Here is a 14,163-nt window from a genome sequence, read left to right as displayed (position 1 = left end):
AAAATTTCAGGGTTTTTGGCTTTATGTAATTTTATTCCTTTTTCGGTCAACTTCGGTCAAGTAAATCTTTCGAAGCCGCAAGTACTTCGGGGTCACCTCAACATACTCATCTTTTTGAATATACTCCAAAGCTTCCTCCAAAGAAAACTTGATGGCCGGTACAATCTTGGCTTTATCGTCAGCTCCTGAAGAACGTACGTTCGATAATTTTTTCGTCTTAGTAATATTAATAGTCATATCGTCACCACGGGAGTTCTCACCAATGACCTGACCTTCGTAAATATCTTCGCCTGGATCTACGAAAAACTTCCCTCGATCTTGTAATTTATCTATAGAATACGGAATAGCCTTTCCTTTCTCCATAGAAACTAACGAACCGTTTTGACGTTGTGGAATATCGCCCTTTAAAGGTTGGTACTCCAAAAATCGGTGGGCCATTATAGCTTCACCTGCCGTAGCAGTCAACAATTGATTTCGTAAACCAATGATCCCACGTGATGGTATCAAAAACTCACATACCATACGATTTCCCTTGGCTTCCATACTGGTCATCTCTCCCTTACGAATAGAAACCATTTCTACCGCTCTTCCAGAAACTTCTTCTGGCAAATCGATGGTCAATTGCTCGATTGGTTCACATTTAACACCGTCAACCTCCTTAATAATAACCTGAGGCTGCCCAATTTGTAATTCATAACCTTCTCGACGCATGGTTTCAATCAAAACAGAAAGGTGCAATACGCCTCGGCCAAAAACCAAGAATTTATCTGCACTATCGGTTTCATTAACACGCAGCGCCAAATTCTTTTCCAATTCACGCTCCAACCGCTCTTTGATATGGCGCGAGGTCACAAACTTGCCATCTTGCCCGAAAAACGGACTATCATTAATGGTAAACAACATACTCATTGTGGGCTCATCAATCGCGATGGTCTTCAACCCTTCAGGGTTTTCAAGATCAGCAATAGTGTCACCAATTTCAAAACCTTCAAGACCGACTATGGCACAAATATCACCGGTAGCCACTTCTTTTACTTTCAAACGGCCCAGGCCTTCGAAGGTAAAAAGTTCTTTAATTTTTGATTTCACAATACTTCCATCACGCTTTACCAAAGAAACCTGTTGCCCTTCTTTCAAGCTTCCCCTTTGCAACCTTCCAATAGCGATACGTCCAGTAAAAGAAGAAAAATCTAAAGAGGTAATCAACATTTGTGTATTTCCTTCCTTAGGTTCAAAAGTAGGAATATGCTCAACGACCATATCCAACAACGGTTCGATATTATCGGTCTCATTTTTCCAATCGTCACTCATCCAATTGTTTTTGGCCGAACCGTAAACGGTCGGAAAATCCAATTGCCATTCCTCAGCACCCAATTCGAACATCAAATCGAAGACTTTTTCATGAACCTCCTCAGGGGTACAGTTTTCTTTATCGACCTTATTGATTACCACACAGGGCTTTAAACCTAAATCGATAGCTTTCTGCAACACAAACCGAGTTTGTGGCATAGGGCCTTCAAAGGCATCGACCAATAGAAGTACGCCATCAGCCATATTAAGAACGCGTTCCACTTCACCACCGAAATCGGCGTGACCGGGAGTATCTATGATGTTAATCTTGGTGTCTTTATACACAACGGAAACATTCTTAGAGGTAATGGTAATCCCTCTTTCCCGTTCCAAATCATTATTATCCAGAATCAGGTCTCCTGTATTCTCATTTTCACGGAACAGCTGACAGTGATACATAATCTTGTCTACCAAGGTGGTCTTGCCGTGGTCAACGTGGGCGATAATCGCAATATTTTTTGTTATGGACATAATTATAATATTAATAGCAATACAAGCGGCTATTTTAAGCGTGCAAAGATACTGCTAATTTCTTCGTGATTACACAAAGAAGTGTTATTTTTATATCATTGATTTTGAGCGGGTTATTATAAGGTGATTTCCAAGGTACTTACCCGAGTTTATTATCAATGTGATAATACTGGGTAGGTAGTTAATAGTTCTAGAATAATCACTGCTTATTTTGCCATAAATTTTGTCTTTCTTCTTTTTGATGATATCTTATCAAACCGATAGATTAACCTATTCGCAAGCCGCCATACCGAAACCTAGTGTAGTTGAAATACTCTTGTTTTTAAAGCATTCTGTTTCTATAAGATATATTCGGAGAATTATCTGCCGACACACCAACGTTTTTCACTGATAATCCAACCAATACTTACATTGGCTACCGGATAAAAACCTTCATTCACAGACCCCATATAATAAGCGGCACCTACATCAATGGAAAAATTGAATCCAGAGTCATAACTTCGTTGCAAACCGGTAACTAATCCTGCATAACTTATAATATTGTCTATTACGACATTGTCAATTGTTCGTGAACCAGGGAAGAAGACAGCTGCCGCCGGAGCCACATAGTTGGCCGAATTTCCATACACTTGCCTTCTATTGCGTTGTCGTTTTTCGAAATTATAATAATACCGATATTGACCAGCAATCGCCGGGAAGAACCCTAAATCTCTATAAAGTTCCGGTTCCGAAGGATCTAAAGCCACTTGAAAACCCGCTTTTACATCAAAGGTTGTATTGACACCTAGGGCCATTTCGTATTCAATTCCCGGATTGGCAATATTGATCTTAAACTGCCGAAGTTCACAGTTTTTGCCAAATTGGGCCGTTGCCACCGCACCACACAGCAGCAGTGTTATTAATATAATTTTTTGCATAGTAGATTGATTTGGGATCAATTTCAGTATACGTTCGTCACCATTTAGTCTTTATGGCATAGGCCACCTTACAAATCGCATTGAATATAGACCGAGATAAATTTATATAACCACTCAAAACCCAAAATAGTATCTTTGTACAAAACAAAAGGGAATGCGATTAGACCTTATACCACAAATCAAGTATACCAACAGCGACAACTTTTTTCTACTCTCAGGTCCTTGTGCCATTGAAGGAGAGGAAATGGCCTTACGTATTGCAGAAAAAATAGTCGGCATAACGAATAAACTTCAAATTCCATATGTTTTTAAAGGAAGTTTTAAAAAAGCCAACCGAAGTCGTGTAGATTCATTTACAGGTATAGGCGACAAAAAAGCTTTAAAAATATTACGAAAAGTATCGGAGACTTTCGAGGTACCAACGGTTACCGACATCCATGAGGTTTCAGATGCCGCCATGGCTGCCGAATATGTCGATGTACTTCAAATTCCTGCTTTTTTGGTCCGTCAAACCGATTTGGTCGTTGCCGCGGCGAATACGGGAAAGGTCGTTAATCTGAAAAAGGGACAATTTATGAGTCCTGAAAGTATGAAACACGCCGTTACCAAAGTCACCGATTCTGGTAACGACCAAGTTATTATTACCGATCGTGGCACTATGTTCGGATATCAAGATATGGTAGTCGATTTTAGAGGAATCCCCACGATGAAACAATATGCACCCGTCGTTTTAGACGTTACCCATTCATTACAGCAACCCAATCAAGCTAGTGGTGTGACCGGAGGGCGACCAGAACTTATAAACACTATGGCCCGAGCAGGAATCGCGGCCGGAGTGGACGGTATTTTTATGGAAACCCATTTTGACCCCGCAAATGCCAAAAGTGATGGTGCCAATATGTTGCATTTAGACCATTTGGAAAAATTATTGACAAACTTGGTAGCCATTCGACAGACCGTATTAAATCTCCAGTAGTTATATCGGATTGTTAAAAAACAGATTCCAAGAAATTTACAATCCACAATTTACGAAAGACACATTTACTAAAACCATCGCATTTTGACGCTTTTAAAAACACACTTCATAAGATCTAGATTCACAAGCGTTTTACTTTTTATAGTCTGTATGTATTCTTCCTATGGAAGTGCACAGTCTAAAAACGAAGGACAGCCAAACATTATTTTGATCATGGCCGACGATCTAGGACAAGAAGCCTTGAGCGTTTACGGAAGCAATAGCTATACCACGCCTAATTTGGATCGATTGGCCAACGAAGGTATGCGTTTTGACCAATGCTACTCCACTCCCTTATGCACCCCATCAAGGGTACAGTTGATGACAGGTAAATACAATCACAGAAATTACATTGGCTTCGGATTGCTCGACTCCAGCGAAAAAACGTTCGGGCACTATATGAAAGCAGCGGGGTACAAAACATTTATTGCCGGAAAATGGCAATTGTTAGGCAATGCACATCAGCAAAAATTAGCTGGCGGCAAAGTAGGGTCGACACCTGAACAGGCAGGTTTCGATGCGTATTGCCTATGGCAAATCGATGAAAGAGGCACACGGTACAAAGACCCATTATTGAGTATCGGAGGCAAAGGCACCATTCAATTCCCAGGGCGGTATGGCCCTGATATTTTTGTGGAACATATCGAAACTTTCATGGAGAAAAACAAAGACGACCCCATGTTTATCTATTACCCCATGGTATTGACGCACGACCCCTTTGTGCCCACCCCTGACAACCCAGAATTCAGAAGTTTTGATGCTACCTCAAAAGTCAACGACACGGCCTATTTTGGTGAAATGGTGCATTATATGGATAAGTTGATCGGAAACATTGTACAAAAAACGGAAGAACTCGGCATTCGGGAGAATACGTTGATCCTTTTTATCGGCGATAATGGAACGGATAGAGATGTAACCTCCATAGTCAATGGCAGTCCTTTGCAGGGTGATAAGGGACATACTACCAATGCCGGTACCCATGTGCCCTTTATTGCAAATTGGCAAGGAAAAATAAAACCGGGCAGTAGCAATTCCAATCTCATCGATTTTACCGATTTTCTACCCACGCTTTTACAGGTTTCCAGACAGCAACCGCTGCCAAAATCAAAGGCCGACGGGCATAGTTTTTACGACCAGCTGTTTGGCAAAAATGAAAATACACGGGAATGGATTTTTTGCCATTACCAACCCTTTTGGGGGAAATTCGAACCGCGAAGGTATGTACAGAATAAAGGTTGGAAATTGTATGGAAACGGGGAATTTTATAATCTTGCAAAAGATTCCTTGGAAAAAAAGCCTTTACACGTAAAAGAACAATCCATCGAAATACAAGCTATCGTCACCCAATTTCAATCGGTCTTGAACCAATATGCCAAATAAATCTAACAGAATGAAGAAGTTAACATGCTATTTTTTACTTATCGGAAGCCTTATCATTTGGTCGTGCGGGGAAAAATCTAAAAAGGAAACTAAGGCCAAAAAGCCCAATATTGTTTTTATCATGTCAGATGATCACGCTTATCAAGCTATTAGTGCTTACGATGACCGATTGATCAACACGCCGAATATTGACCGTATCGCCAAAGAGGGAATGCTCTTTACGAATGCCACGGTGACCAACTCGATATGTGCCCCTTCACGGGCCGTAATCTTGACAGGAAAACATTCGCACCTCAACGGAAAAATTGATAATATTTCTCCTTTTGACACGACCAATGTTACCTTTCCGCAATTGCTACAAAAGGCCGGATATCAAACCGCCATGTTTGGAAAATTACACTTTGGCAACAATCCCAAAGGCTTTGATGAATTTAAAATCTTACCTGGGCAGGGCGATTATTACAACCCTAAGTTTATTACCGCTACCGGCGATACGACGGTTACTGGCTATGTCACCGATATTATTACCGATTTGGCCATCGACTGGTTTGACAACCGAAGGGATACCGAGAAACCTTTTATGTTGATGTATCTGCACAAGGCACCTCACAGAACTTGGATGCCCGCAGAACGTCATTATAAAGAATTTACGCAAAAGACCTTCCCGCTTCCCGAAACACTTTTTGATGATTATGTCACCCGTGAAACTACTGCTGGTCCAGCTGAAATGAACCTTTTAAAACACATGCAATTAAGTTATGACCTTAAATTGACCGACAGTGTGGCCAAACAACTTGATATTAAGAATTGGAATACTATAGGAAATCGCATAGGTCGACTCAACCCAGAACAAAGAACGGCATGGGACGCTGTTTACGACCCTATCAACGAAGACTTTGCAAAACGTTTTCCTGATATGAACGATAGCACCTTAATGGTTTGGAAGTATCAAAGGTACATGCAAGATTATCTGGGGACTATAGCAGCAGTAGATGAAAATGTGGGTCGCTTGTTGGATTATATGGACGAGAACGACCTCAGCGAGAACACCCTTGTGGTTTACACTTCCGATCAAGGATTTTATTTGGGCGAACACGGATGGTTCGATAAACGTTTTATGTACAACGAATCTTTTAAAACACCCTTGTTGATAAAATGGCCGCATGTCATTACACCAGGTACCACTGAGGAAGAAATGGTTCAAAACCTTGATTTCGCACAAACCTTTTTAGAGGTGGCCGGTGTTACCGCACCTGACGACATGCAAGGAGAGAGTCTGACCCCACTATTGAAAGGGGAAAAAGAAAAATGGAACAGAGACGGCGTGTACTATCACTACTATGAATACCCTGCCGAACATGCCGTAAAACGGCATTATGGAATCGCAAATAAGGAATATAAGTTGATTCATTTCTATTATGACGTGGATGTATGGGAACTCTATGACCGTGCAAAGGACCCAAATGAGATCAACAACGTATATAATAATCCCGAATATGCAGATGTCGTTGCCGAAATGAAAGTTAAACTCGAGGAAATGCGCAAAAAATATAAGGATACTGATGCGCTCAACGATCAATTTATTCAGCGTTATAAGGACAAAGGGATTATTAAGGAGTAAGTAAGCAAAGAGCAGTAAACAGTTAGGTGTTAGGAAAAATTGTTTTTTTGGATTTGAGCCCAGGTTCTATTTCCAAAACTTTTTCTTACGTACTGAATAGGCATCCTGTAATACTTCGATTAAAATGGTATCGTCGATTTCATCAAGGGACCTATACCGCAGCGACTTCATCATTTTTCGGCCAGCAGTGGTCATATGTTCAAGATTAATAGTAAGGTGAGCGGCGTTCCAAAAACCAAGATCTACATAATCTTTGCTTTGGTTTAAATAACAATACGGCCTTCCATCGACATAATAAAAGGGAATCTTGTATTTATATTTTAAAACCACATCGGGAGCGGTGCGCTCAATAACTGATTGTAGATGCAATAATATACTTCGAAAAGGTTCAGGCTTGTCAAGAATATAGGTTTCAGCAGGGTTCATCGGCAATAATTATTTTTAAAACAACAAATACAGGCTTGGTCCGTTTGTATTTCATAGACTAATTTACTTTTTTTCATGGGCTTCGGCATTTTAAAAACCAACCTATTTCACAGAAAACTTTTGCTGCTCACGGCATTGGGTATCCTGATATTGGCCTATCGTGTATATTTGACCCAATCAACAGATTTCACCTTTTTATTGTGGAACCTTTTTTTGGCGACCATTCCGCTTTTCCTTTCCAAACAATTAGTGTTGCACAAAAACATTGGAAAATCAAAGATTTCACAAATAAGTGTGCTCATTTTATGGGTTTTGTTTTTGCCGAATAGTCCGTATATAATTACCGATCTAATTCATTTAGATACTAGTAGACCTACCATTTGGATCGACCTCTTAATGTTTTTTATTTTCGCCCTTAATGGTCTTATACTGGGAGTGCTGTCAATGATGGATGTTTTTAGTTTTCTACGTAAAGGAAACCATCCCGTATTGGCCAATGGTATTCTATTGATTGTATGCCTTCTTAGTGGCTACGGAATTTTTCTTGGTCGATTTCTTCGGTTCAATTCTTGGGATATTATCGCAAGACCACTTTTATTATTTCAAAGCCTTTTCAATTCACTTTTTATCGTGCAGGCCTGGTTATGGATCTTTGGCTTCGGCAGTTTTATCTGGGTCTCTTTTTGGGCATTAAAACCCTTTTTAAGAGGCACCAACGGCATGAATGTACGGGATGCCAATCTTTAATTTTGCTTAACATACGGGTTAAATAAGGTTTACATCAGGTTGTGTATTTTTATATAAAATATACCACCATGAAAAAAATACTACTACTTCTCGTCTTTTTAAGTTTATACCAAGGTTATTCCCAATCGCATTCCCATGGCGGGGCAACCCCCATGACCTTTCCCGATATTGAGGGCTATACAACCCTAAAGACCGATTTACATATGCATACCGTTTTTTCCGATGGAAATGTCTGGCCCACAATTCGGGTACAGGAAGCGCTACGCGAAAATCTGGATGCCATTTCGTTGACCGAACATTTAGAATACCAGCCCCATAAAGAAGATATTCCGCACCCTGATCGCAATCGCTCATTCGATTTGGCATTGGCCGAAGCCAGGGAACACGATTTATTGATCATTCGCGGTTCTGAAATTACCCGCTCCGCACCTGTCGGTCATAATAATGCCGTTTTTATTACGGATGCCAATAAACTTTTAATCGAAAAACCAGAAAAAGCCTTTGCCGAAACAAAAAAACAAGGAGCTTTTGTGTTTTGGAATCACCCGGCATGGCACCGACAGCGCCCGAAAGGAAACCCCATTTGGAGTGATTTTCAAATTGAACGGGCAAAAAAGGGGGAATTGCATGGTATCGAAGTCATCAACACCACCGACTATTCCGAAGAATCTTTAGCCTTGGCGTTAGAACAAAACTTAACCATCATGGGCACCAGTGATATTCACGGACTTGTCGATTGGAGCTACACCGAAAAAGGAAACCACCGCCCCATCACTTTGGTCTTTGCCAAGGATAAAAGCTTAGAAAGTTTAAAAGAAGCTCTTTTTGCCGGCCGAACCGTGGCTGTTTACAACTCACTTTTAGTTGGTCGTGCAGAATATCTGAAACCATTACTAGCAGCCAGCATCAAGGTAAACAGTGCCTCTTATATCGAAAAAACCCAAGTATTGAAAGTTGAACTTGAAAACACTACGAGCAGTGATCTTTTGTTCGAAAATGAAATGCCCTATACCTTTTACAGCAGTTCCCCTGTTTTTGAAATAGAAGCCGGAAAAACAAAAACTTTACAAATCAAAACTTTGGAGCCCTTGCAAAATATTGAATTACGATTAAAGGCGCTAGGTGCCTATATAGCGCCTAAGGAGCACCCTATTATCGAATGGAAGGTTTCAGTAGATTAATCATTGAAGCGTTTGCACCGAATAAAAAACCTCGACTGATGGTTTGTTTTTTTAATTGAAATCTGGTTTCAATTTAGCTCAAAAATTAAGCTAACGGCCCTATGAAAATCTATTCCTTACCATCAACATAATCTTGTAGATAGGTATAGCGTTCGGTAAGTTTTCCGTTTTTGGTCATTCGGGCACGTTCTAAAATACCATCGGCATCGTTATTAAAAAACGAGGGGATGACATATTTCACAAAGGCATCGCCAAAACCTTCACTTGCATCCCGTGGAAGCTCGGCGGGCAAGTTATCGACCGCCATTACGGCAATGGCCGATTCATCTTTATAATCCACCTCCTGCTCTGATTTTGGGTCATAACCATAAATTGGATCGGCAATGGTAGAAGCACGAGTCGTCGATGCGACCGGGCCATCAATATCACAGCTCACATCGGCCACCACTTTAATCTTAAAATCGGGATGCTTTGCATCGTCGCGCGTAAAGAGATACGGAGCCCCATCACCATAAAAATGACCTGCGATATAAAAATCGGTCACCTTTGCAAATCTGAAAAAGTTGGATTTGTAGTGGTCTGGGTTTTCAAAGAAATCGGCCATAGAGCCTTTTACGCCGTCTTTTCTTAGGTTGTATTCAGAAACATCGATCTGGCAATACACAGGTACATTAAAAGTGTCTTTTAAGTAAGATTCAACACCTACCTCCTTTAGGCCCATTCCATCTAACATTTCTTTCGCGCCATTACCCACACGACCTTTTCCTGTCAGTAAAATCTTGATATTTGGGAGCTTTATTTTTCGAAGTTCTTGTAGCAATGCTTTTTGGTCTGCCAGCATCTCGGCTTTTGGAAGGTCAAATTCTCCGAATTTCCTACCATAGGCACGAATACCGTTATAGGCCCCAACGATACCGGCATACCTACCAAAGGCCACCAAGCGCACCCCATCAGCATTGGTAATGACCTCATGGTCGTAAAACTCGATATTCTTTTCTAAAATAGCCCGCAACAAGACTCTGTTATAGGGTTGCTTTTTGATGGTATGGGAAAAGAAAAAGTATTTTTTATTTGGAATTAGGGCATCTATCGGCACTTCTTTTACCCCGAGCAGCACATCACAGTCTGAAAGGTCATGGGTAACCTTGATTCCCATCTCTTTATATTCAGCGTCGGTAAAGGTACGAATGGGTGAAGCCTCAACACTGATCTTGGCAATATTGTGATTGTCCAAGACTTTTTGACAGGCCGCCGGTGATAGCACTACCCTTTGGTCGGGCGGTGTTTTACGTTCTCTTATGATTCCGAATTTCACGTTTTATACTTTTTAATACTATGATAATCAGTAAATTAAATTACAAAAAAAAATATTCCTAACTGCTTACTTTGAACACAAGTGCTAGTTCTATTTATTTAAAAAGTGCAACTTCAGTATTGAAAATGAGTTTCTTATTATGTACTTGGTACAAAGTTTGCTTTAAATGTAGTAGGATTATCATGGGTAAGCAAACTTTTCTTAGCTTTGCTGCCCGCATATTTTATACGGATAATAAGTTTGTTCTGAAAAGGTGTTATGCGTTAGGGATAGAGGCAGGTACCCCGCCTTTGAGCAGCTTCGGCTGGACAGGGGGTGTACGGCCGATAGCCCGACCCCTTAAGGTTTTTTGCCGCAAGGGGTAACGCCATAAGAAACCCTTTTATACATTTTTGGGATGTATGGCAAAGGAACAAAGTTGAAAAAGATTGCCGCTTTTGCGGAGATAATATGTTCTTTGAAAAAACAATGAGATGTTTTAGGCCCTTCGACTACGATCAGGGCATAATTCGATAGCGCAAATCTAAGATTTGCTACCTCATTACGGGGCCGACTGGTTTTGACAGCGAGACCAATGGCAATGTAAGCATGTCGAGCGCTGGAATACAGCTCGTTAATCTCATATTTCACACTTTTAATTGGCGATAATAATTACGCTCTTGCCGCATAATCTGAATTATAGTAGGATATGCCTCGTCTCTACTAGGTAGAGAAGCGAGATGTTCCTGAACAGCCCTTGTTGACGGCGGTTCATTTAGGAGCACCAAAAAAGTCAACATAAGGGTGTTATGGCTTCGGTAACGCCACCAAAATCTTAAGAAGCTAAGTGTACGATAGGCCGTTTTCAGTCGGTCGTGCATCGAAAACCAAGTGAAGACTAAACATGTAGAAGGCATTGTAATTGCTTGTTTGGACGAGGGTTCGAATCCCTCCGGCTCCACGATTAAGCTCAAAAGCCACACCGACAGGTGTGGTTTTGTTGTTTTATGAAGAAATTGAGTATGCTCAAGATTTCGGAATAATATAACAAAACCAGCGCACAGCACGTGGCTTTGCATTTAGAGGACTGTAGCCCCCTGGGAAAAACGAAGGTAATCCCTCCGGCTCCACTTTTGAAGTACCAATTTATACTAAAATATTGTAAATAGTTGATTTACAATATTCTTAAACTTATTTAATATCAAATATACCCAAATCTTGGCTAGAGAATGTTTTCCTTATAGCCCTATTTTCCATTTTAATTATTTTCTAAGACGTTTTTGGCCCAGCCGGATGGTAAGGCATTGACCAAGATTATTTTCATTAAAACTCGAAGCTTAAACTACGTATTTATTTGATAACCTTTATTTCAATAAATTTTGTATTTATTTGGTGTGTTTTGGTATTTGGTTAAAACTTAGAGCAGAGTTTTCTAACACAATAAAGAATCATTAAATTTTAGCTATTCATAAAAAATCTCATATAACTGAAAGATAAATCTCAAAATTTTTATTGACGCACCATTAAGATTTGTAAGATTTTTGGTATATTTAAATGCCTCATTATCATGCTTTTCCTTGTAATTCGAACCAATCCAAACGAACCATGACGGAAAAGGAACTCCTTCAGGCTCCCCCCAAGCAACTTTTCAAACTCAGCAAGCTCATTAATCAGGGCGTTATATCTTACGATGATTTAGCTGATATTATACCTGGTATTCTTCACATAAATAATCGTGAAGACCTAGCGCTTGAATATATCTCTAAAGAAGGGTGTAATATATTACGCTATTCGCTAGAAGAATTGAGAACATTAGGAGCTGAAGTCTTCGAAAAACACCAAAGTCATTTCACCAGAACCATTACTTACCCAAAGTTAATGGCCGAAATCGGTAAAGATGACCCGAATCATGTCATTCCTTTTTTTCAGGATTGGCAGTATGAAGAAGATGAAAAACCCGTTTTTCATTTTACTTCAACCAAGATATTGAACAACACCCAGCTTATTTCAATATCACTTTTCCCTGATAGAATTGAGTACCTGACCAATGCGGTCAATCGTTTGTTTGGTATGAACAAGACCTATGACAAATACTTCTGCTGCTATAAAAAAATGACAAAACGAGAAAAGGAAATTCTGGGTTTTTTAGGTCAAGAACTTTCTAGAAAGGAAATCTCAAACCTACTTTTTATAGATGAAAAAACGGTAAAAAAACATTGTGAAAATATTTACAAAAAATTGAATACTTCAAAGCGTACTGAGCTTGAGAAAATAGCTCGGGCCTTTGCAACTATTTGAAAAATAGGCCGGATGGCGTATTCTACAAAAATTATTTTTTAAATACTTTTAGAAGATAGCGAAGTTTCCTATGTTTTCATTATGTCCGGCCGATAAATAAAAACGAGTTCCCTCCACTAAGGAATAAAACAAACTAATCAATCAGATAAAAAAAATGGTCAATTTAATTTTTTGTCTTGTTCTCGCTGGCATTACTGCCGGATTGGTAAATTACTTCTACACCTATTTATCCCTGCCCACCGAGCCAACAAAGAAGGATGATTCAGTGAAAATGACAGAAACCGGAAAGTCTTGGGGTTTTCCTGCACTCACTTGGCAATTAGCTTTGACAGGTTATATCATAATTGGAATTGCGGGTTCCATGCTCACTCCGCTTCTTGATGCCATAGTAGGTCTCAAAGGTATAGATGCCAAATTTGGTGAAAATCTACTAGTAGTATTTGGTTATGGTTTAGTATTCGGTTTCACTACTAATCAAATAATTACTAGCATATCAACTAGTATATTAAAAAAGGTCGAAAAGTTATTTGCGGACAAACAACGCGTCGAGACTTTTAGTAATTCCTTGAACAACGTAGAGACCCAAATTGATTCGAAAGAGCTTTCTGTTTGCCCCAATTCGCTTGATTGGGAGAAGGCTCCAAATTATGAAGCAAAACCATTAACCAATTTAAAATGGGCGAATAACTTGTCAAAAGATAAATTTGGTTGTAGCCGAAACGGTGGCACTAAATTCCATGCAGGGATAGATTTGCATGCCCCAGTTGCCAGCGAATGTTTCGCTTTATTCAGTGGCACTATAACCGACGTTGGCTATGGAAATAGCCTTGGAAAATATATCGCTTTACAGTTTATTAAACATGGAAAACCTTATGGGGCCGGTTATTGTCATTTAAGCGAAGTAAAAGTAAAAAAAGGAGATATAGTAAATTCAGGACAAGTCATAGGACTAACCGGAACTAGCGGTAATGTTGGTGATGACAAACCTCATTTACATTTGGAAATTCATAGAAACAAATGGCGAACCTATTCTTCAACAGAAAAGCGCTCGAAAGCCGCATTAGACCCTAACCATTACGTATAGAAATCTCAAAATATATTCACCAAAATAGCCAACTTGTAGAAAAATATTTGAAAGATGTCAATCAAGCTTATCTAAGATTATTGGTAGTTTTTGATAATCTGGAAACGAATTATACCGTGTATACTTGCTTTGTTAAAATTAATTTAACAACTAATAACCAACACCAAACAAAGTTGAATAGATCTAGAAAGAGCTTCTTACCAACTTCCACTCTAGGTACAGTGGGTGCGCTTAACTTACTTAGCTGTGTAGGCATTAAAACGGTATTACAAATAAACTTAGGGAGCCCAGGATGAAAAATGAGCATGTTAAAAAGAATAAGTTTTTATAGGTTTATTTGATTTGTCCCTTAATAACTCACTCAATATAGTTCGAAATC

At 39.6% G+C, this 14,163-nt stretch carries 11 protein-coding genes and 1 other RNA gene; 8 read left to right on the top strand and 4 right to left on the bottom strand.

What is annotated here, in order from left to right; translation table 11 throughout:
* Nucleotides 1-21: 21 nt before the first annotated feature.
* Nucleotides 22-1,821 (bottom strand): translational GTPase TypA, encoded by a 1,800-nt coding sequence (typA, locus tag AACZ88_RS07695; RefSeq protein ID WP_339708600.1) that lies wholly within the window; start codon nt 1,819-1,821, stop codon nt 22-24.
* Nucleotides 1,822-2,180: 359 nt separating this feature from the next.
* Nucleotides 2,181-2,738, bottom strand: a complete 558-nt coding sequence (locus AACZ88_RS07690; protein ID WP_339708598.1) for a hypothetical protein — start codon at nt 2,736-2,738, stop codon at nt 2,181-2,183.
* 154 nt (nt 2,739-2,892) lie between these two features.
* On the opposite strand from AACZ88_RS07690, the gene kdsA reads away from it, so the two are divergent.
* From kdsA to AACZ88_RS07675, 3 genes are all read left to right on the top strand, one after another.
* Nucleotides 2,893-3,714: a 3-deoxy-8-phosphooctulonate synthase gene (gene kdsA, locus AACZ88_RS07685; protein ID WP_339708596.1), complete on the top strand. Its 822-nt coding sequence runs from the start codon at nt 2,893-2,895 to the stop codon at nt 3,712-3,714.
* A gap of 150 nt (nt 3,715-3,864) precedes the next feature.
* On the top strand, nt 3,865-5,133 hold the full coding sequence (locus AACZ88_RS07680) for a sulfatase-like hydrolase/transferase (protein WP_339708594.1): 1,269 nt from the start codon (nt 3,865-3,867) through the stop codon (nt 5,131-5,133).
* 10 nt (nt 5,134-5,143) lie between these two features.
* Nucleotides 5,144-6,754, top strand: coding sequence for a sulfatase (locus AACZ88_RS07675; protein WP_339708592.1), 1,611 nt, complete (start codon nt 5,144-5,146; stop codon nt 6,752-6,754).
* A gap of 66 nt (nt 6,755-6,820) precedes the next feature.
* Here AACZ88_RS07675 and AACZ88_RS07670 read toward each other — a convergent pair whose 3' ends face one another.
* Nucleotides 6,821-7,180, bottom strand: a complete 360-nt coding sequence (locus AACZ88_RS07670; protein ID WP_339708590.1) for a DUF1801 domain-containing protein — start codon at nt 7,178-7,180, stop codon at nt 6,821-6,823.
* A gap of 75 nt (nt 7,181-7,255) precedes the next feature.
* On the opposite strand from AACZ88_RS07670, the gene AACZ88_RS07665 reads away from it, so the two are divergent.
* Both AACZ88_RS07665 and AACZ88_RS07660 read left to right on the top strand, forming a co-directional pair.
* Nucleotides 7,256-7,927, top strand: a complete 672-nt coding sequence (locus AACZ88_RS07665; RefSeq protein WP_339708588.1) for a DUF1361 domain-containing protein — start codon at nt 7,256-7,258, stop codon at nt 7,925-7,927.
* A 68-nt stretch (nt 7,928-7,995) separates the two neighbouring features.
* The gene (locus AACZ88_RS07660; protein ID WP_339708586.1) at nt 7,996-9,108 is read left to right on the top strand and encodes an Sb-PDE family phosphodiesterase; all 1,113 of its coding nucleotides are present in this window, start codon (nt 7,996-7,998) and stop codon (nt 9,106-9,108) included.
* A gap of 109 nt (nt 9,109-9,217) precedes the next feature.
* Here the strand turns inward: AACZ88_RS07660 and AACZ88_RS07655 are convergent, their stop codons facing one another.
* Nucleotides 9,218-10,423, bottom strand: coding sequence for an NAD(P)-dependent oxidoreductase (locus AACZ88_RS07655; RefSeq protein WP_339708584.1), 1,206 nt, complete (start codon nt 10,421-10,423; stop codon nt 9,218-9,220).
* Between the two features lie 545 nt (nt 10,424-10,968).
* Here AACZ88_RS07655 and ssrA point away from each other — a divergent pair.
* The 3 genes from ssrA to AACZ88_RS07640 all read left to right on the top strand — a co-directional run bounded on the left by ssrA (nt 10,969) and on the right by AACZ88_RS07640 (nt 13,784).
* Nucleotides 10,969-11,366: a transfer-messenger RNA gene (gene ssrA / locus AACZ88_RS07650) on the top strand.
* Between the two features lie 641 nt (nt 11,367-12,007).
* Nucleotides 12,008-12,700 (top strand): LuxR C-terminal-related transcriptional regulator, encoded by a 693-nt coding sequence (locus AACZ88_RS07645; RefSeq protein ID WP_339708582.1) that lies wholly within the window; start codon nt 12,008-12,010, stop codon nt 12,698-12,700.
* 154 nt (nt 12,701-12,854) lie between these two features.
* Nucleotides 12,855-13,784, top strand: coding sequence for a M23 family metallopeptidase (locus AACZ88_RS07640; protein WP_339708580.1), 930 nt, complete (start codon nt 12,855-12,857; stop codon nt 13,782-13,784).
* Nucleotides 13,785-14,163: the final 379 nt, after the last annotated feature.

Origin of the sequence: uncultured Kriegella sp., from assembly GCF_963975415.1 — a bacterium.
Taxonomy (GTDB): Bacteria; Bacteroidota; Bacteroidia; order Flavobacteriales; family Flavobacteriaceae; genus Kriegella.
Note: the sequence above shows the minus strand (reverse complement) of the source record. Positions and strands in the feature narration are given on the sequence as shown.

Excerpts from the sequence above, each read along its gene's own strand:
- typA (WP_339708600.1), bottom strand. The coding sequence starts at position 1,821 with ATGTCCATAACAAAAAATATTGCGATTATCGCCCACGTTGACCACGGC.
- AACZ88_RS07690 (WP_339708598.1), bottom strand. The coding sequence starts at position 2,738 with ATGCAAAAAATTATATTAATAACACTGCTGCTGTGTGGTGCGGTGGCA.
- kdsA (WP_339708596.1), top strand. The coding sequence starts at position 2,893 with ATGCGATTAGACCTTATACCACAAATCAAGTATACCAACAGCGACAAC.
- AACZ88_RS07680 (WP_339708594.1), top strand. The coding sequence starts at position 3,865 with ATGTATTCTTCCTATGGAAGTGCACAGTCTAAAAACGAAGGACAGCCA.
- AACZ88_RS07675 (WP_339708592.1), top strand. The coding sequence starts at position 5,144 with ATGAAGAAGTTAACATGCTATTTTTTACTTATCGGAAGCCTTATCATT.
- AACZ88_RS07670 (WP_339708590.1), bottom strand. The coding sequence starts at position 7,180 with ATGAACCCTGCTGAAACCTATATTCTTGACAAGCCTGAACCTTTTCGA.
- AACZ88_RS07665 (WP_339708588.1), top strand. The coding sequence starts at position 7,256 with ATGGGCTTCGGCATTTTAAAAACCAACCTATTTCACAGAAAACTTTTG.
- AACZ88_RS07660 (WP_339708586.1), top strand. The coding sequence starts at position 7,996 with ATGAAAAAAATACTACTACTTCTCGTCTTTTTAAGTTTATACCAAGGT.
- AACZ88_RS07645 (WP_339708582.1), top strand. The coding sequence starts at position 12,008 with ATGACGGAAAAGGAACTCCTTCAGGCTCCCCCCAAGCAACTTTTCAAA.
- AACZ88_RS07640 (WP_339708580.1), top strand. The coding sequence starts at position 12,855 with ATGGTCAATTTAATTTTTTGTCTTGTTCTCGCTGGCATTACTGCCGGA.